An 18547-nucleotide genomic window follows, 5' to 3' on the forward strand; every position below is an offset into this window, starting at 1 on the left:
TAGCCAATGCCGTCATCAGCGCGCACGACTTCAGATTTAGACGCATTGGCACGGGCCGCGCGAGCGCTTGTGGTGATCTGTGCGGCGGTTCTGGCAGGCTGCCAGAGTACCGGCGGCAACCACACTGACGACCCCGGCCGCGAAACCGACCTGGCCGTCGAACTGCAGCGCCAGCCACAATGGCTGACGGACACTCCGGAACCCGAAAAGCCCCAGGACATCTGGGATCGGCTGCGCGCCGGCTTCCGGCTCCAAGGCGAGATCGGCGTCAACCCACGCATCGAGCAGCAGCGCCTGTGGTTCGCCAGCAAGCCCTCCTACCTCGACAGTGCCAGCGGCCGTGGCAGCCTGTATATCCACTATGTGGTCGAGCGCCTGGAAGAACGCAACATGCCGCTCGAACTGGCCCTGCTGCCGGTGATCGAGAGTTCCTACAACCCCTTTGCGCTGTCGCGCAGCGATGCGGTCGGCCTGTGGCAATTCATCCCGTCCACCGGGCGCTACTTCAACTTGCAACAGACCAGTTGGTACGACGGCCGCCGCGACATCGCCGCCTCGACCAACGCGGCGATGAATTACCTCTCGCGTCTGCATGAGATGTTCAACGGCGACTGGCTGCTGGCCCTTGCCGCTTACAACGCCGGTGAAGGGACCGTCAGCCGCGCCATCGAGCGCAACCAGAAGCTCGGCTTGCCGACTGACTACTGGAACCTGCCGCTGCCCAAGGAAACCCAGGACTACGTGCCCAAGCTGCTGGCCTTGTCACAGCTGGTGATGGCGCCGGAAGCCTACGGCATCAACCTCGACCCGATCGCCAACGAACCCTATTTCGAGATGGTCGAGATCAAGCAGCGCATGGATCTGTCACGCGTGGCCGCCATGGCCGGGGTCGACGCGGATGAGCTGTACCAGCTCAACCCGGCCTTCAAGAAGCGCATCACCCTGGATGGTCCGCAACAGTTGCTGGTGCCAACGGATAAAGCCGAGCTGCTGACCGCCAACCTGGCGTTGATGAAGCCGCAGGAACTGGTGGATTGGCAGGAATACCGCGTGCGCAGCGGCGACAGCCTGCATGGCATCGCCAACCGCTATAACCTGACGGTGAATACCCTCAAGGAAATAAACCAGCTGCCGGGCAATAGCCTGCGCGTCGGCCAGGTGCTGAACATTCCCGCGCAGCCCGGGGTGAAACCGGCGCAGCCGCTGTTCCAGAGCACCGCCCAGCACGAAGAAGCGCCGCGCAGCTACCGCGTGAAGAGCGGCGACAACCTGTGGCAGATCGCCAAAGCCAACAAGGTCGACGTCAAGGATCTGCAGCGCTGGAACAAGCTCTCCGCCAACGGCGTCAAGCCAGGGCAGACGCTTGCCTTGCAAGGCGACAAAGCGACCGTGCGCCCGGCCGGAAAAAAGCAGAGCAACACGGGGCGTGAAGCGATCACCTATTACAAGGTGCGCAAAGGCGACTCGATGTACCTGATCGCCAAACGCTTCAACGTCGAGATGCAGCACCTGAAAACCTGGAACCCGCGCACCAGCCACGCCCTCACGCCCGGGCAGACCATCACCCTGTATCTGAGCGGTCGCTAACGCTTGCTCAGCGCTTCAAGGCAGCGCCCGGTCAGCTGAGTGAAGCGCTGAAAAGCCACGAACTGCTCGTGTTTCAGCGCCCGCCCGGAGACCCGCCCATCGGCATACAGCACGCCGATCTGCCGCGTCCCGGCCAGCAACGGCGCAATGAAGAACATCCCCTGCCCCAAGGCTTGTCGAATCGGCTGGGTCACCAGTTCATTGAGGTTATAGCTGGCCGGCACACCCATCCAGAATGCCTCCTTGTGACGCAGCACATAACTGAAAATATGCGGCTGCTCGGCCTGTTCCGCCGGCAAAACGAATTCCGTCAGCCAGCGTTGGGTGTCCTCACCCTCCGCGCGTTTGACGCGAAACCGACTCTGCCCATCGGCCAGCACGGTGAGCATCACCCGCTCAAGCCCGGCGCCCAGGTGCAAGCCGTTGAACAAGGTATCGAGAATCAAGCCGATATCGCCGCGCTTGGAAGCCATCAACCCAAGATCTTGCAACGCCTGCTGCAGCACCAGCAGGTTGGGCCGCAGCAAACGCGCCTTACGCTGCTCTTGCTGCAAGCGGATCAGCTCCGGATCGGTCGACGGAATCAGGCGGCACAGCGTGCTCGCCCCGAAGGTCGTGGCCACCTTGACCGCTTCATCGGCGCTGGCCAACATTTGTTGCAGCGCGTCTTCCGGGCTGACCCCGATAAAATCGGCCAACTGCTGGATCAGCACTTCCATCGCCGGCGAGTCCCAACCGTCCAGCGCCGCCTCACTGATACGTGCGCCCAGGCTGACGGCATACACGGTCGGGTCATTGTGGCTGGCGCTGTTATGAGCCAGGCTGACGATCTCGCCCAGGTTCCAGCTTTTCACCAGCCCCTGCGTCAGCTGCCGGAAACTGGTGCCCAGCACCTCACGCACCGCCTGATCCGCAACCACGCCGGGCTGCGCCAAGGCATCGGCCAGTTCATCGGCCTGCTCACCGCCACAGCCCCAGAACGCCAGCTCACCCAGGTTGTACAGCAGCGCGGCGATGAACACTTCTTCCTGATGCTTGGAGAGCACATAACCGGCGATGTTGCGCGCCTGCACGGCGGCGTGAAAGGAGCGCGCCAGCAACTCCTGCAACTGCTCGCGCGGCGCGCGCGTGAGCAGGCCGTCGATCAGGCTGACCGAGAGCCCGATCAACCGCACGTCATTGAAACCAATCAGGACGATGGCCCGCGAGATGGTGCGAATCGGCTCCTGCGCGGGGTTGTAATAGACGCTGTTGCCAACACGCAGCACCTTGGAGGTCAGGGAGGCATCGCGCAGCAACACATCGGCCAACTGCTGGACCGAAGCTTTCTCTTCCTGCGCCAGCCGGTGCAGATCCTGTACCACTGCGGCCAAAGCAGGTAATTCGGCTTGATTTAATCGATCAATCCATGACTGCAAACCATGGCTGCGTGTGGCCAAGATAGGAACCTCGTGGTGGGTGAATCCAATACCGCCATAATGCCTGCTAACTCAGCCACAGGGCTTACTCTTTTTCCAGCGGATACAAGCTGTTACTGTACCCACCAAGAAGCCCAAAGCCGCCATGGATCGGATCCCTCGTCTGATGCGTCCCCTCCTCTTGCTGTTCCTTAGCCTGGCCATGAGCTTCCCCGCGTTGGCAGCCATCAGCGAAAGCCATGGCTATGCCCAGTTCGGCGCCCTCAAGTACCCCGCCAGCTTTACCCATTTCGACTGGGTAGACCCCGATGCGCCCAAAGGCGGCACCGTCCGGGTAATGGCCTTCGGCACCTTCGATACCCTCAACCCCTACACCTTCAAGGGTAGCAGCCCGTCGTCGACCCCCAACTTTCAGCAATATGGGGTGACCGAACTGAACGAGCCATTGCTGGCTGGCACCGGGCAGTACGACCAATCCGGCGACGAGCCCGCCTCCAGCTATGGCTTGATCGCCCAGTCGATCGAATACAGCGAGGATCGCAGCTGGGTGGTGTTCAACCTGCGACCCGAGGCGCGCTTCCATGATGGCAAATCGATCACCGCCTATGACGTCGCGTTCTCCTACCACCTGCTGCTCAAGGACGGGCATCCGCAATACCGCACCAACCTGCAGGAAGTACAGCGGGTCGATATTCTCGGCCGCCACCGCATTCGCTTCGTCTTCAAACGGGCCGGCAACCCTCTGCTGATCCTCCGTCTCGGCGAACTGCCGGTGCTGCCGCAGCACTACTGGAAAAACCGCGACTTCAAGGCCACCACCTTCGAACCACCACTGGGCAGCGGCCCCTACAAGATCAGCCAAGTGATGCCAGGTCGCCAACTGGTATTCGAGCGAGTGAAGGATTGGTGGGGCGAAAAGCTGCCGGCCAACCGCGGCAAGTACAACTTCGACCGGGTCGAGGTGGAGTTCTACCGCGACAGCGATGTCGCGTTCGAGGCCTTCAAGGCGGGCGAGTTCGACTTCTACATCGAACACCAGGCCAAGAACTGGGCCACCGGCTACCGCTTCCCGGCCGTCACCCGTGGCGAGGTGATCCGCGCCGAGATCCTCCATCGAATCCCCACGCAAACCCAGGGGCTGTTCATGAACAGCCGCCGCGCCGCCTTGGCCGAGAGCAAGGTGCGTGAAGCCCTGGGGCTGATGTTCGATTTCGAGTGGACCAACCGCACCCTGTTCAACAACGCCTACACCCGCGCCAAGAGCTATTACCCCAACAGCGAGTTCGCCGCATTCGGCAAACCCGAAGGACGGGAATGGTTGCTGCTCTCCCCCTTCCGCCAGCAATTGCCGGCAAGCCTGTTCACCGCGCCCTTCAGCATGCCGCAAACCGACGGTCGCGGCATCCCGCGGGAAACCCTGCGCCGCGCATTGGGGCTATTGGCCGAAGCCGGCTGGAAACCCTCCGGACAACGCCTGCTGAACAGCCGTGGAGAGCCCTTGCGCTTTGAGATTCTGCTGGTCAACCCGAACCTTGAGCGCATTCTCCAGCCCTATACCGAGAACCTCGCCAGCATCGGCATCCAGACCAGCCTGCGCACCGTCGATCGCGCCCAGTACAAACAGCGCCTGGATCAATTCGATTTCGACATGATTCTGATGACCCTGCCGCAAACGCTGAGCCCCGGCCTGGAGCAATGGCAGTACTTCCACTCCAGCCAGATCGGCATCAAAGGCAGCAAGAACTACGCCGGCGTCGCCCACCCGGTCATCGACAGCATGCTCGAGCATTTGCTGGCCGCGCAAAACCGCGACGAACAGGTGGCGGCGGCACGCGCCCTGGATCGGGTGCTGCTCTCGCAGCACTACATCATTCCCAATTGGTACCTGAACTATCATCGCCTGGCGTACCGCAACCGGTTCGCCTTCGTCACCACGCCGCCCTACACCCTGGGTTTGCGTGCCTGGTGGCTGAAGCCCACGGAGAACGCCCAATGACCCTCACCTTGCGCGCCCTGTTGCTGCGCGGCAGCGGAGCCCTGCTCTTGAGCCTGGCCAGCCTCGCCCAGGCCGTGCCCAAACATGCCATTACCCTGTATGACGAACCGGCCAAGTACCCGGCCAATTTCCAACACTTCGATTATGTAAACCCGGATGCGCCAAAAGGCGGCACGCTGCGGCTCGCCGGCAACGGCGGCTTCGACAGCCTCAACCCATTCATTCCCAAGGGTGTGGCCGCCGATCAGCTCGGCCTGGTCTATGACAGCCTGACTTACCACTCACCAGACGAGCCCTTTACCGAATACGGTCTGCTGGCCGAAAAAATCGAAAAAGCAGCGGACGGCAGCTACGTACGCTTCTACCTGAACCCCAAAGCCCGCTTCAACGACGGTACCCCGGTGACGGCCGAGGATGTGATCTTCACCTTCGAGACCCTGCTCGAGCATGGCGACCCGATGTACCGCAACTACTATGCGGACGTCGCCAAGGTGGTCGCCGAAGCCCCGCTAAGCGTGCGTTTCGACTTCAAGCATGCCGGCAATCGCGAACTGCCGCTGATTCTTGGCCAACTGCAGATACTGCCCAAGCACTGGTGGGCGACGCGCGACTTCTCCAAGTCCAACCTCGAAGTCCCACTCGGCAGCGGCCCCTACCGGGTCGCCTCCGTCGCAGCCGGGCGCACCATCCGCCTCGAGCGCGTCAAGGACTGGTGGGGCAAGGACCTGCCGGTCAACCGTGGCTATTACAACTTCGACGCCATCGTCGTCGACTACTACCGCGACATGTCCGTAGCGCTGGAGGCGTTCAAGGCCGGCCAATTCGACATGAACCTGGAATATTCCGCCAAGGACTGGGCCACCGGTTACGACTCCCCGGCCCTGCGCGACGGCCGCATCGTCAAAGAAGCCATCGCCAACCATAACTCGGTGGGCATGCAGGCCTTTGTCTTCAATATCCGTCGCCCCCTGTTCCAGGACCGCCGCGTGCGCGAAGCGATCGGCCTGTTGTTCGACTTCGAGTGGTCGAACAAACAGCTGTTCTTCGGCTCGTACAAGCGCAACAGCAGCTACTTCGAAAACTCGGAAATGGCCGCCCATGCCCTGCCGGACGCCGAAGAGCTGAAGATTCTCGAGCCACTGCGCGCCCAGATTCCACCGGAGGCGCTCACCACGGTCTACCAGCCGCCGGTCAACAATGGCGACGGCATGATCCGCGAACAGAAGCGTAAGGCCTATCAACTGCTATTGGAGGCCGGCTACCGCATCGAGAACGACAAGATGATCGGCCCGGACGGCAAACCGCTGGCATTCGAGTTCATGCTCCTGCAGACCAACATGGAACGCATCCTGCTGCCCTTCATGCGCAACCTGGCCGAGCTGGGCATCGACATGCAGATCCGCCGGGTCGATGCCTCGCAGTTTGTCACCCGCCTGCGCTCGCGCGACTTCGACATGACCAACGCCACCTGGGGCCAATCCAACTCACCCGGCAACGAACAGCGTGAATTCTGGCACTCCAGCAGCGCCGACAGCCCGGGCAGCCGCAACCTCATCGGCTTGCACGACCCGGCGATCGACCAGTTGGTCGACGGGCTGATCCGCGCCGACTCCCGGCAGAGCCTGATCAAGCACGCGCGCGCCCTGGATCGTGTGCTGCTGTGGGGCCACTACGTGATCCCCAACTATTACCTCGATACCTGGCGCATCGCCTACTGGAACAAGCTTGGCCGCCCAGCCACCACGCCTCGTTACGACTACGGCCTGATGACCTGGTGGCAAAGCCGCGAAACCGCCGATACTGCGCAGCCAGCGTCAGCGCCCAAGGAAGCCGAATAAATGCTCGCCTATATTCTGCGCCGCGTGCTGCTGATCATCCCGACGCTGTTCGGCATCCTGCTGATCAACTTTCTCATCATCCAGGCCGCCCCAGGCGGCCCGGTGGAGCAGATGATCGCCAAGCTCGAAGGCTTCGAGGGTGCCACCAGCCGTATCGCCGGCGGCGGCGCGGAAGTCGCCGTCGCCGGTTCCAACTACCGCGGCGCCCAGGGCCTGGACCCCGAACTGGTGCATGAGATCGAGCGCATGTACGGCTTCGACAAGCCAGCCCCCGAGCGCTTCTGGCTGATGCTCAAAAGCTATGCGCAACTGGATTTCGGCGAGAGCTTCTTCCGCGATGCCGCAGTCATCGACCTGATCATCGAGAAGATGCCGGTGTCGATTTCCCTCGGCCTATGGAGCACTTTGATCATGTACCTGGTGTCCATCCCGCTGGGTATCGCCAAGGCCACACGGCATGGCAGCACCTTCGATATCTGGACCAGTTCGGCGATCATCGTCGGCTATGCGATCCCGGCGTTCCTGTTTGCCATCCTGCTGATCGTGCTGTTCGCCGGCGGCAGTTATTTCGACTGGTTCCCGCTGCGCGGGCTGACCTCCAACCATTTCGACGACCTCAGCCTCGGCGGCAAAATCCTCGACTATTTCTGGCACCTGGTACTGCCAGTGATCGCCCTGGTAATCGGCAACTTCGCCACCCTGACGTTTCTGACCAAAAACAGCTTCCTCGACGAAATCAACAAGCAGTACGTGGTCACCGCCCGCGCCAAGGGCCTGACGGAAACCCGCGTGCTCTATGGTCACGTGTTCCGCAATGCCATGCTGCTGATCATCGCCGGCTTTCCGGCAGCCTTCATCGGCATTTTCTTCACCGGCTCACTGCTGATCGAAGTGATCTTCTCCCTCGACGGCCTGGGCCTGATGAGCTTCGAGGCCGCGATCAACCGCGATTATCCGGTGGTATTCGGCACCCTCTTCATCTTCACCCTGGTCGGGCTGATCGTGAAGTTGATCGGTGACATCACCTACACCCTGGTCGATCCGCGGATCGACTTCGAAAATCGGGAGGGTTGAGATGGCCATCACCTTCAAGCTGTCGCCGCTCAATCAACGCCGTTTCGCGCGACTCAAGGCCCACAAGCGCGGCTGGTGGTCACTGTGGTTGTTCCTCGCGCTGTTTATCATCAGCCTCGGTGCCGAGCTGATCGCCAACGACAAACCCTTGGCGGTGAGTTACGACGGCCAGTGGTATTTCCCCGTCGCCAAGCGCTACCCGGAGACCGCTTTCGGCGGTGAATTCCCACTCGAAGCTAACTACAAGAGCCCCTATATCCGCGAGCTGATCGCCGCCAAGGGTGGCTGGATGCTCTGGCCGCTGATCCCCTACAGCTATTCGAGCATCAACTACGGCTTGAAGGTGCCCGCCCCGGCGCCGCCCTCGGCCGATAACCTGCTGGGCACCGACGACCAGGGCCGTGACGTGCTCGCCCGGGTGATCTACGGCTTCCGGATTTCCGTGCTGTTCGCCCTGACGCTGACCCTGCTCAGCTCGATCATCGGCGTGGTCGCCGGTGCCCTGCAGGGCTTCTATGGCGGCTGGGTCGACCTGCTCGGCCAGCGCTTTCTCGAAGTCTGGTCGGGGCTGCCGGTGCTTTATCTGCTGATCATTCTCGCCAGCTTCGTGCAGCCGAACTTCTGGTGGCTGCTGGGCATCATGCTGCTGTTCTCCTGGATGAGCCTGGTGGATGTGGTGCGCGCCGAATTCCTCCGCGGGCGCAACCTGGAATACGTACGCGCGGCCCGCGCCCTGGGGATGGAGAACGGCGCGATCATGTTCCGCCATATCCTCCCGAACGCGATGATCTCGACCATGACCTTCATGCCGTTCATCCTCACGGGCGCCATCGGCACCCTCACCGCCCTGGACTTCCTCGGCTTTGGCCTGCCGCCCGGCGCACCCTCGCTCGGCGAGCTGGTCGCTCAGGGCAAGTCCAATATGCAGGCGCCTTGGCTCGGGATCAGCGCCTTTGCCGTGCTGGGGCTGATGCTGACCTTGTTGGTGTTTATCGGCGAGGCCGCACGCGATGCCTTCGACCCGAGGAAATAACGTGGCTGAAAATCTGCAAAGCGAAAACCTGATCGAAGTGCGCGATCTGGCCGTCGAGTTCGTCGTCGGCGAAACCGCACAGCGCGTGGTGGAAGGCATCAGCTTCGATATCCGCCGCGGCGAAACCCTGGCCCTGGTCGGCGAGAGCGGCTCGGGCAAGTCGGTCACCGCCCACTCGATCCTGCGCCTGCTGCCCTACCCGCTGGCCCGCCACCCGTCGGGCAGCATCCGCTACGCCGGCCACGACCTGCTCACGCTCGGCGAGAACAAACTGCGGGGCATTCGCGGCAACCGCATCGCCATGATTTTCCAGGAGCCGATGACCTCGCTCAACCCGCTGCACAGCATCGAGAAGCAGGTCAACGAAGTGCTCGCCCTGCACAAAGGGCTGACGGGCAAGGCCGCCACCAGACGCACCCTGGAACTGCTGGAGTTGGTCGGCATCCCCGAGCCGCACAAACGCCTCAAAGCCTTCCCCCACGAGCTCTCGGGCGGTCAGCGCCAACGCGTGATGATCGCCATGGCCCTGGCCAACGAGCCGGAACTGCTGATTGCCGACGAACCGACCACGGCGCTGGACGTCACCGTGCAATTGAAAATCCTCGAACTGCTCAAGGAATTGCAGGCCCGCCTGGGCATGGCGCTGCTGCTGATTACCCACGACCTCAACCTGGTGAGACGAATTGCGCACCGGGTATGTGTCATGCAGCGCGGTTGCATCGTCGAACAGGCGTCATGCACTGAACTGTTCAATGCACCGCAGCATCCCTATACCCAGGAACTGCTGTGCGCCGAGCCCAGTGGCAAGCCGGCGAGCAACCCGGCCGGCAAGCCGCTGCTGGAAGTCGATGACCTGCGGGTGTGGTTCCCGATCAAGAAAGGGCTGCTGCGCCACACGGTCGATCACGTGAAAGCGGTGGACGGCATCAATTTCAGCCTGCCTCAGGGACAGACCCTGGGCATTGTCGGCGAAAGCGGTTCCGGCAAATCCACCCTGGGCTTGGCCATTTTGCGGCTGATCGGCAGTCAGGGTGCCATTCGGTTCCAGGGGCAGACGTTGGACGGGCTGTCGCAGCACCAGGTTCGCCCGCTGCGGCGGCAGATGCAGGTGGTGTTCCAGGACCCCTTCGGCAGCCTCAGCCCGCGCATGTCGGTGGGCCAGATTGTCGGAGAAGGCTTGCGCATCCACAAGATGGGCACAGAAGCGGAGCAGGAACAGGCAATTATCGATGCACTTTTGGAGGTAGGTCTGGATCCGGAAACCCGGCACCGCTACCCCCATGAGTTTTCCGGCGGGCAACGGCAGCGGATTGCCATCGCCCGGGCACTGGTGCTGAAGCCGGCGCTGATATTGCTGGATGAGCCCACTTCGGCGCTGGACCGTACGGTCCAGCGGCAGGTGGTGGAATTACTGCGATCCTTGCAGAGCAAGTACAACCTGACTTACCTGTTCATCAGCCATGACCTGGCGGTGGTCAAGGCGCTCAGCCACCACTTGATGGTGGTCAAGCAGGGTCAGGTGGTTGAACAGGGGCCGGCAGAGGCTATCTTCGCCGCGCCACAACACATTTATACACAGCAGTTGCTGGAAGCCGCTTTTCTGGCGCCCGCGACTGCCGATTAATCCTTGAAAGCAGGAAGAGGAATAACACCATGGGTTTTCTCGCCGGTAAGCGCGTACTGATCGTCGGTGTCGCCAGTAAACTGTCCATCGCATCCGGCATCGCTGCCGCCATGCATCGCGAGGGCGCGGAACTCGCCTTCACCTACCAGAACGAAAAGCTCAAGGGCCGCGTCGAGGAATTCGCCGCCGGCTGGGGTTCGAACGCCGAACTGTGCTTCCCCTGCGACGTGGCCAGCGACGAAGAGATCGCCAAGGTCTTCGAAGCGCTGAGCAAGAAGTGGGACGGCCTGGACATCATCGTCCACTCGGTCGGTTTCGCCCCAGGCGATCAACTGAACGGCGACTTCACCGAAGTCACCACCCGTGACGGTTTCCGCATTGCGCACGACATCAGCGCCTACAGTTTCGTTGCCTTGGCCAAGGCCGGCCGCGAGATGATGAAAGGCCGCAACGGCAGCCTGCTGACCCTGTCCTACCTGGGCGCCGAACGCACCATGCCGAACTACAACGTCATGGGCATGGCCAAAGCCAGCCTGGAAGCCGGTGTGCGCTACCTGGCCGGCAGCCTTGGCCCGGAAGGCACCCGCGTCAACGCCGTCTCGGCCGGCCCGATCCGCACCCTGGCCGCCTCCGGCATCAAGAGCTTCCGCAAGATGCTCGCCGCCAACGAGGCACAGACGCCGATGCGCCGTAATGTGACCATCGAAGAAGTCGGCAATGCCGGCGCTTTCCTCTGCTCTGACCTGGCGTCGGGCATCAGCGGCGAAATCATGTACGTGGACGGCGGCTTCAACACCACCGCCATGGGCGCTATCGAAGACTGATAAACGCCGTAAACGAAAAAGGCCGCTCACTGAGCGGCCTTTTTCTTGGACTTGAACCTGCGCTTAGAAGCGCTCGATCTTAGCCTTGGCTTCCAGCTGGCTGCGGAAGGCAGCAAAATCCTGCTGGCCACTGCGCGAAGCCAGGAAGCGGCGATACATGCCCTTCTCCTCGTCGCTCAAGGCCTCTTCCGGCTCACTGACCCCCTTGAGCTGCAATACCACGTAATCACCATTGCCCAGCGTCACACCGGCAAAGTTGGGCTTGTCGACGCCCTCGGGTTTCGGCATGCGGAACAGCGCTTGCAGCACGGCAGGCTCAACGCCTTCCTGGCTGCGTGTCGCCGCTTCCACAACCCTCCAGGCCTGACCGTCCTGAGCCTGCGCCACCGGCGTTTTACCGTCGCGCAAAGCGCTGAGCAAAGCTTGGCCCTTGGCTTCGACCGCCTCGCTGGCACGCAGTTGAGCCAGGTGCTCGCGAATGCTGTCGCTGACCTTGTCGAGCGGCAACTGTGCGGGCTTCTTGTGCTCTTTGGCGCGCAAGATCACCACCGTATCGGGATCCAGTTCGATAGCGCCGCTGTTTGCACCCTCTTCCAGCACTTCAGGGCTGAACGCCGCTTGAATGACTTGGCGGTTAGCCGCCAGGCCTTCGCCGCCTTCACGACCGAAAGGCACGCTGGTTTTGACTTCCAGCCCCTGCTCCTGAGCCGGCTGCGCCAGATCGGAAGCTTCGAATGCGGAGCTTTCCAACTCTTTCGTCACTTCGACAAAGCGCTGCTCGACTTGCTGCGCCTTCAGCTCACGGCTGAGTTTGTCTTTCAAACTGGCGAAACTCGGAACCTCCGGAGCCTGTGCACCCAACAGCTTGATCAGATGCCAGCCGTAAGAGCTACGCACCGGAGCGGAGACTTCATTCTTCTGCAAGGCATAGAGCGCCTCTTCGAAGGCCGGGTCGTAAACGCCAGGACCGGCATAACCCAGGTCACCGCCATTGGCCGCGGAACCGGGGTCCTGAGAGAACTCTTTGGCCAGCACGGCGAAATCCTCACCCTTGGCCAGACGCTGCTTGACCTCTTCGAGCTTCGCCTTAGCCTGGTCGTCGGTCAGCTTATCGTTGACCTCGACAAGGATATGCGCCGCCTGGCGCTGCTCGGCCAGATTGGAAATTTCCTTCTGGTAGAGCGCCTGCAGGTCTTCGTCCTTGACTTCAACCTTGTCGAAGAAAGCATCCTTTTTCAGTTCGACATACTCGAGCACGACCTGCTCGGGGCTCATGAACTGGTTGGCGTTTTCGTCGTAGTAAGCCTTGATCTCATCGTCCGAGAGCTTCACCGCTTTGACATCGGCCTTGAGCGTAAGGGTCGCGAAATCACGGGTCTGCTTCTCGAGGCGGGCAAAAGCCAGCACCTCTTCATCGGTAACGAAACCGCTACCCGCCAGTCCGGCACGCAATTGGCCGATCAGCATTTCCTGCTCGAGCATCTGGCGGAACTGCAAACGGGTATGACCCATCTGGCGAATCACTTCGTCGAAGCGCGCCGAACTGAACTTGCCATCCACCTGAAACTCCGGTGTCTGCAGAATCAACTGGTCGATGGCCGGCTGGGAGAAAGCAAACTTCGAATCTTTAGCGCCTTGCAGCAACAGCTTGCGCTCGATCAACCCCTTGAGGGCTGCTTCGCGCAAGAGCTTGTCGTCGAGCAAGGAGGCATCGAAATCCTTACCGAGCTTTTGCATCAACTGACGGCGTTGTATTTCGACAGCCTGGCTCAGCTCGTTCTGGCTGACTTCTTCACCGTTGACCTCGGCGGCATTCTGACCGTTACCCGTGGTACTGAAGATGGCGTCGATGCCCGTCAACGCCATTAAGGCGACGATGACACCGATGATGGTCTTGGCAATCCAGCCCTGTGAATTGTCCCTGATATTCTGCAGCATGCGTCCCCCAGAAACGACCGTACTGAAATAAGCGGCCGTGGAGCGTGGGTAGAATCCGGATAGAAGAAAGGCGCATCCGAGGATGCGCCTTCTCGTAACTGGCGGAGCGGACGGGACTCGAACCCGCGACCCCCGGCGTGACAGGCCGGTATTCTAACCGACTGAACTACCGCTCCGCTGCCTGATCAGGAATGACCCTGATCAGGATGGGCAAAGGCCCGAAAGACGCTTAGTTAACGGCGTCTTTCAGAGCTTTACCTGCTTTGAAGCCTGGGATCTTAGCAGCAGCGATGCTGATCGGGTTACCAGTCTGCGGATTGCGGCCAGTACGAGCTGCGCGCTCTTTGACAGCAAAAGTACCGAAACCAACCAGTACCACAGAATCACCAGCCTTCAGAGCGCCAGTGACGGATTCGATGACTGCGTCCAGCGCACGGCCAGCGACAGCTTTCGGGATATCAGCAGATGCGGCGATAGCATCAATCAGTTCCGACTTGTTCACTCTAAGTCCCCTTATTCCTGTTTGAGTTTATTTCTTAATTTTTGGGTGAAAGCAAAGCGGTGCTGGATGGCCTGCTGACACAATAAGAGCCGCTTTATAACAAGGGCTCTAAAAATGTGTCAAGGAAGCCCCCCGGCTAATGCGTGCTAATTCGCTCCTTGGAATCAGTCTCGCGTTTGTCATCCTTTGCAACCAACTCCGGAGCCGCATCGGGCAAGGGCTCCGGGGCGTATTGCAGCGCAATTTGCAGGACCTCGTCAATCCATTTAACCGGTTTAATCTGCAGGTCTCGCTTAATATTTTCCGGAATCTCTTTCAGATCACGCACGTTTTCTTCCGGAATAATCACGGTCTTGATTCCACCGCGATGTGCCGCAAGCAGTTTTTCTTTCAAGCCGCCGATAGCCAGAACTTGACCACGAAGGGTGATCTCACCGGTCATGGCCACGTCCGCACGCACCGGTATCTGCGTTAGCGCCGAAACCAGGGCCGTACACATGCCTACGCCTGCGCTGGGGCCATCTTTGGGCGTCGCACCTTCTGGCATATGGATATGGATGTCGCGCTTCTCATGGAAGTCCAGAGCGACCCCCAGGCTTTTCGCCCGACTGCGCACAACAGTGAGCGCAGCCGTGATGGATTCGAGCATTACATCACCCAGCGAACCGGTCTTGATCAACTGCCCTTTACCCGGCACCACGGCCGCTTCGATGGTCAACAACTCACCCCCGACTTGCGTCCATGCCAAGCCGGTAACTTGGCCAATTTGGTCTTGTTGCTCGGCCAACCCGTAGCGATATTTGCTCACACCGAGGAAATGCTCGAGGGAATCGGCCGTAACCAGGACCTTGAAACGCTTCTCGCGGACGTGCTCCTTGACCGCCTTACGGCACACTTTGGCGATCTGCCGCTCAAGACTGCGGACACCGGCTTCGCGGGTGTAGTAACGAATCATGTCGCGGATCGCGGCATCTTCGAACTCCAACTCACCCTTTTTCAGGCCATTGGCTTCGGTCTGTTTCGGCGCCAGATACTTGACCGCGATATTGATCTTCTCGTCCTCGGTATAGCCCGGCAGACGGATTACCTCCATACGGTCCAGCAATGGCGCCGGAATATTCATGGAGTTTGCAGTGCAAAGGAACATCACATCCGAGAGGTCGTAATCGACTTCCAGATAGTGGTCATTGAAGTTGTGGTTCTGCTCGGGATCGAGCACTTCCAGAAGTGCCGAAGCCGGATCGCCGCGCATGTCCTGGCCCATTTTGTCGATTTCATCGAGCAAGAAAAGCGGGTTGCGCACCCCGACCTTGGTCATCTTTTGAATCAAACGACCCGGCATCGAACCGATATAGGTACGGCGATGACCACGGATTTCCGCTTCGTCACGCACGCCACCCAAGGCCATGCGCACGAATTTTCGATTGGTGGCATGGGCGATCGACTCAGCCAACGAGGTTTTACCAACCCCCGGCGGACCGACCAGGCAGAGCACCGGGCCTTTGACCTTTTTCACACGCTTCTGCACGGCGAGGTACTCAAGAATGCGCTCCTTGACCTCCTCCAGCCCATAATGATCGGCATCGAGGATGCTTTCAGCCTTGGCGAGGTCCAGGCGCACCTTGCTTTCAGCTTTCCACGGCACATTGACCAGCCAATCGATATAAGAGCGCACCACCGTCGCCTCGGCGGACATCGGCGACATCTGCTTGAGCTTGTTCAGTTCGGCATGGGCCTTGGTGTGGGCCTCTTTGCTCAAGCCGGCATTCTCGATGCGTTTTTTCAGCTCATCGAGTTCGTTATGCCCTTCTTCGCTATCACCCAGCTCTTTCTGAATGGCCTTCATCTGCTCATTCAGGTAGTACTCGCGCTGGCTGCGCTCCATCTGCTTCTTCACGCGGCCGCGAATGCGTTTCTCGACCTGCAGCAGATCGATCTCCGCATCCAGCAGCGCCAGCACATGTTCGACCCGTAGCGACAGGTCGGTGATCTCGAGGATTTCCTGCTTCTGCTCGATCTTCAGCGCCATGTGCGCGGCCATCGTATCGACCAGTCGGCCGGGCTCATCGATGCTGTTCAGCGAGGAGAGCACCTCGGCAGGCACCTTCTTGCCCAACTGCACATACTGTTCGAATTGGCTGAGCAGGCTGCGGGTAAAGACCTCCGACTCACGCTCGACAGCTTCCACTTCCTCGATCAGCGTCACCTCGGCGCGGCAATGGCCGTCCACCTCGATAAAGCGCTCGACGGAACCCCGCTGTTCGCCCTCGACCAGCACCTTGACGGTGCCATCCGGCAGTTTCAGCAGCTGCAGCACGGTGGCAACGGTACCGACGCGGTACAGCGCATCTTCGACAGGGTCGTCATCGGCCGGATTTTTCTGCGCAAGCAGAAGAATCTGCTTATCGCCAGTCATTGCGGCTTCCAGGGCTTCGATAGATTTTTCACGCCCCACGAATAGCGGGATAACCATGTGTGGGTAAACCACAACATCGCGCAAAGGCAAGAGAGGCAATTCGACGGTTGTCTTCATGATTTCGGCTCTACGGCGGCCATTCGGCCGTAAACAGGTGGGAGTACCCTTGGCCCTAAGATGGGGGCAGCCCCGAGAAAAAACAAGCACTGGCGCAGGAAATACAAAGGGGCCCGCAGGCCCCTTTGTAGTCACGTCACAGCGTTGATCACGCCTCAGGAACCGCCTTGGCAGGCGGCTCGCTGTTTTCGTAAATCAGCAGCGGCTTGGACGTGCCAGCGATGACGCTTTCATCGATCACCACCTTGCTCACCTCGGACTGCGAGGGGATCTCGTACATGGTGTCGAGCAACACGCCTTCAAGGATAGAACGCAGACCACGAGCACCGGTCTTGCGCTCCAGCGCCTTGTGCGCCACGGACTTCAGCGCATCTGGACGGAATTCCAGGTCGACGCCTTCCATCTCGAACAGCTTGGCGTACTGCTTGGTCAGGGCATTCTTCGGCTCGGTAAGGATCTGCATCAAGGCCGCCTCATCCAGTTCATCAAGAGTGGCGATGACCGGCAAACGCCCGACGAACTCCGGAATCAGGCCGAACTTCACCAGGTCATCAGGCTCGACCTGACGCAAGGATTCGCCCACCTTCTTACCCAGGTCGATGCTGCGCACCTCGGCATTGAAGCCAATGCCGCCCTTGGTCGAGCGACCCTGGATGACTTTTTCCAAACCGGAGAACGCACCACCGCAGATGAACAGGATGTTGCGCGTATCCACCTGCAGGAACTCCTGCTGCGGATGCTTGCGCCCACCTTGCGGCGGCACCGAGGCTACAGTGCCCTCGATCAATTTCAACAAGGCCTGCTGCACGCCCTCGCCCGACACGTCGCGAGTGATCGAGGGGTTATCCGATTTACGCGAAATCTTGTCGATTTCATCGATGTAGACGATGCCCATCTGAGCCTTCTCGACATCGTAATCGCACTTCTGCAACAGCTTCTGAATGATGTTCTCGACATCCTCACCGACATAACCCGCCTCAGTCAGCGTGGTCGCATCGGCAATCGTGAACGGTACATTCAGCAAGCGTGCCAGGGTTTCGGCCAGCAAGGTTTTACCCGAGCCAGTCGGACCGATCAGCAGAATATTGCTCTTACCCAGCTCGACATCGTCTTTCTTGTCGCGCTGGTTGAGGCGCTTGTAGTGGTTGTAGACCGCTACCGCCAAAACCTTTTTCGCCCGCTCCTGACCGATCACATACTGATCGAGGATGGTGCTGATTTCTTTGGGCGCAGGAAGTTTGTGCGCGCTGCTCTCGGCCTGGGCTTCTTGCACCTCCTCGCGGATGATGTCGTTGCACAGGTCGACGCACTCGTCGCAGATAAAGACCGAGGGGCCGGCAATCAATTTGCGCACTTCATGCTGGCTTTTGCCGCAGAAGGAGCAATAAAGCAACTTGCCGTTGTCCTCGCCGTTGCGGGTGTCAGTCATTCGATCAATCCAATCCGGTAGGCTTGAAACACAAGATGAGGGCAAATGCGGGCATTTTCAAGCCCGCGCAGCGGCCAAGCATCGCTGGCCGCCACCTGACTGACCAATCAGCCAGCCAATTGACGCTTGGTGAGCACCTGATCGATCAGACCATAATTGACCGCAACCTCACCGCTCATGAAATTGTCACGATCGGTGTCACGGGCGATCACCTCGATCGGTTGACCGGTGTGATTGGCCAGAATCTGGTTCAGACGATCACGAATGGTCAGGATCTCACGGGTATGGATCTCGATATCCGAAGCCTGGCCCTGGAAACCGCCCAGCGGCTGGTGAATCATCATCCGCGAATGCGGCAGGCAATAGCGCTTGCCTGCTGCGCCACCCGCCAGCAACAACGCACCCATGCTGCAGGCTTGACCGATGCAGATAGTGGAAACGTCCGGCTTGATGAACTGCATGGTGTCGTAGATCGACATGCCCGCAGTCACCGAACCACCCGGCGAGTTGATATAGAGGTGAATGTCTTTGTCCGGGTTTTCCGCTTCGAGGAACAGGAGCTGCGCCGCCACCAGATTGGCCATGTAGTCTTCGACCGGGCCAATCAGGAAGATCACGCGCTCTTTCAACAGACGCGAATAGATGTCATAGGCGCGTTCGCCGCGGGCGGACTGCTCGATCACCATGGGAACCAGGCCGCCTGCGGCCTGGATATCGGGCATTTGCTGCATAAAAGGATTACGGGACATGT

13 protein-coding genes and 1 tRNA gene are annotated in these 18547 nt (G+C 60.2%); 7 read left to right on the forward strand and 7 right to left on the reverse strand.

The genetic code is table 11. The annotated features are described in order from the left end of the window. Nucleotides 1–6: 6 nt before the first annotated feature. Nucleotides 7–1587, forward strand: a complete 1581-nt coding sequence (locus AC3IYG_RS12275; protein WP_489308752.1) for a LysM peptidoglycan-binding domain-containing protein — start codon at nt 7–9, stop codon at nt 1585–1587. On the opposite strand, the gene AC3IYG_RS12280 is transcribed toward AC3IYG_RS12275, so the two are convergent. Continuing rightward, complete coding sequence (locus AC3IYG_RS12280; RefSeq protein WP_489313900.1) at nt 1584–3005, reverse strand: HDOD domain-containing protein; 1422 nt, start codon at nt 3003–3005, stop codon at nt 1584–1586. The two genes, AC3IYG_RS12275 and AC3IYG_RS12280, sit on opposite strands and share 4 nt — an antisense overlap. A 166-nt stretch (nt 3006–3171) precedes the next feature. On the opposite strand from AC3IYG_RS12280, the gene AC3IYG_RS12285 reads away from it, so the two are divergent. From AC3IYG_RS12285 to fabI, 6 genes are read left to right on the forward strand one after another with little or no spacing between them, the layout of a single operon-like run. Further along, nucleotides 3172–5001 (forward strand): extracellular solute-binding protein, encoded by a 1830-nt coding sequence (locus AC3IYG_RS12285; protein WP_489308754.1) that lies wholly within the window; start codon nt 3172–3174, stop codon nt 4999–5001. After that, nucleotides 4998–6839, forward strand: coding sequence for an extracellular solute-binding protein (locus tag AC3IYG_RS12290; RefSeq protein WP_489308756.1), 1842 nt, complete (start codon nt 4998–5000; stop codon nt 6837–6839). Before AC3IYG_RS12285 ends, AC3IYG_RS12290 begins: the two co-directional genes overlap by 4 nt. Continuing rightward, nucleotides 6840–7913 (forward strand): microcin C ABC transporter permease YejB, encoded by a 1074-nt coding sequence (locus AC3IYG_RS12295; protein ID WP_489308758.1) that lies wholly within the window; start codon nt 6840–6842, stop codon nt 7911–7913. Between the two features lies 1 nt (nt 7914). After that, nucleotides 7915–8946 (forward strand): ABC transporter permease, encoded by a 1032-nt coding sequence (locus AC3IYG_RS12300; protein WP_489308760.1) that lies wholly within the window; start codon nt 7915–7917, stop codon nt 8944–8946. A gap of 13 nt (nt 8947–8959) precedes the next feature. After that, on the forward strand, nt 8960–10570 hold the full coding sequence (locus tag AC3IYG_RS12305) for an ABC transporter ATP-binding protein (protein ID WP_489313901.1): 1611 nt from the start codon (nt 8960–8962) through the stop codon (nt 10568–10570). Nucleotides 10571–10599: 29 nt separating this feature from the next. Continuing rightward, nucleotides 10600–11394, forward strand: a complete 795-nt coding sequence (gene fabI, locus AC3IYG_RS12310; protein ID WP_489308761.1) for an enoyl-ACP reductase FabI — start codon at nt 10600–10602, stop codon at nt 11392–11394. A 63-nt stretch (nt 11395–11457) separates the two neighbouring features. Here the strand turns inward: fabI and AC3IYG_RS12315 are convergent, their stop codons facing one another. The 6 genes from AC3IYG_RS12315 to clpP all read right to left on the reverse strand — a co-directional run bounded on the left by AC3IYG_RS12315 (nt 11458) and on the right by clpP (nt 18545). Then, on the reverse strand, nt 11458–13332 hold the full coding sequence (locus AC3IYG_RS12315; protein ID WP_489308763.1) for a SurA N-terminal domain-containing protein: 1875 nt from the start codon (nt 13330–13332) through the stop codon (nt 11458–11460). Between the two features lie 99 nt (nt 13333–13431). Then, nucleotides 13432–13508: transfer RNA gene (locus tag AC3IYG_RS12320), tRNA-Asp, on the reverse strand. A gap of 53 nt (nt 13509–13561) precedes the next feature. After that, the gene (hupB, locus tag AC3IYG_RS12325; RefSeq protein WP_010490206.1) at nt 13562–13834 is read right to left on the reverse strand and encodes a nucleoid-associated protein HU-beta; all 273 of its coding nucleotides are present in this window, start codon (nt 13832–13834) and stop codon (nt 13562–13564) included. Nucleotides 13835–13970: 136 nt separating this feature from the next. Then, the gene (gene lon, locus AC3IYG_RS12330) at nt 13971–16367 is read right to left on the reverse strand and encodes an endopeptidase La (protein ID WP_489308766.1); all 2397 of its coding nucleotides are present in this window, start codon (nt 16365–16367) and stop codon (nt 13971–13973) included. Between the two features lie 148 nt (nt 16368–16515). Next, complete coding sequence (clpX, locus tag AC3IYG_RS12335; protein WP_489308767.1) at nt 16516–17796, reverse strand: ATP-dependent Clp protease ATP-binding subunit ClpX; 1281 nt, start codon at nt 17794–17796, stop codon at nt 16516–16518. 107 nt (nt 17797–17903) lie between these two features. Next, nucleotides 17904–18545: an ATP-dependent Clp endopeptidase proteolytic subunit ClpP gene (clpP, locus tag AC3IYG_RS12340; RefSeq protein WP_489308768.1), complete on the reverse strand. Its 642-nt coding sequence runs from the start codon at nt 18543–18545 to the stop codon at nt 17904–17906. Nucleotides 18546–18547 lie beyond the last annotated feature (2 nt).

Source organism: Pseudomonas sp. KH_027, assembly GCF_057838565.1.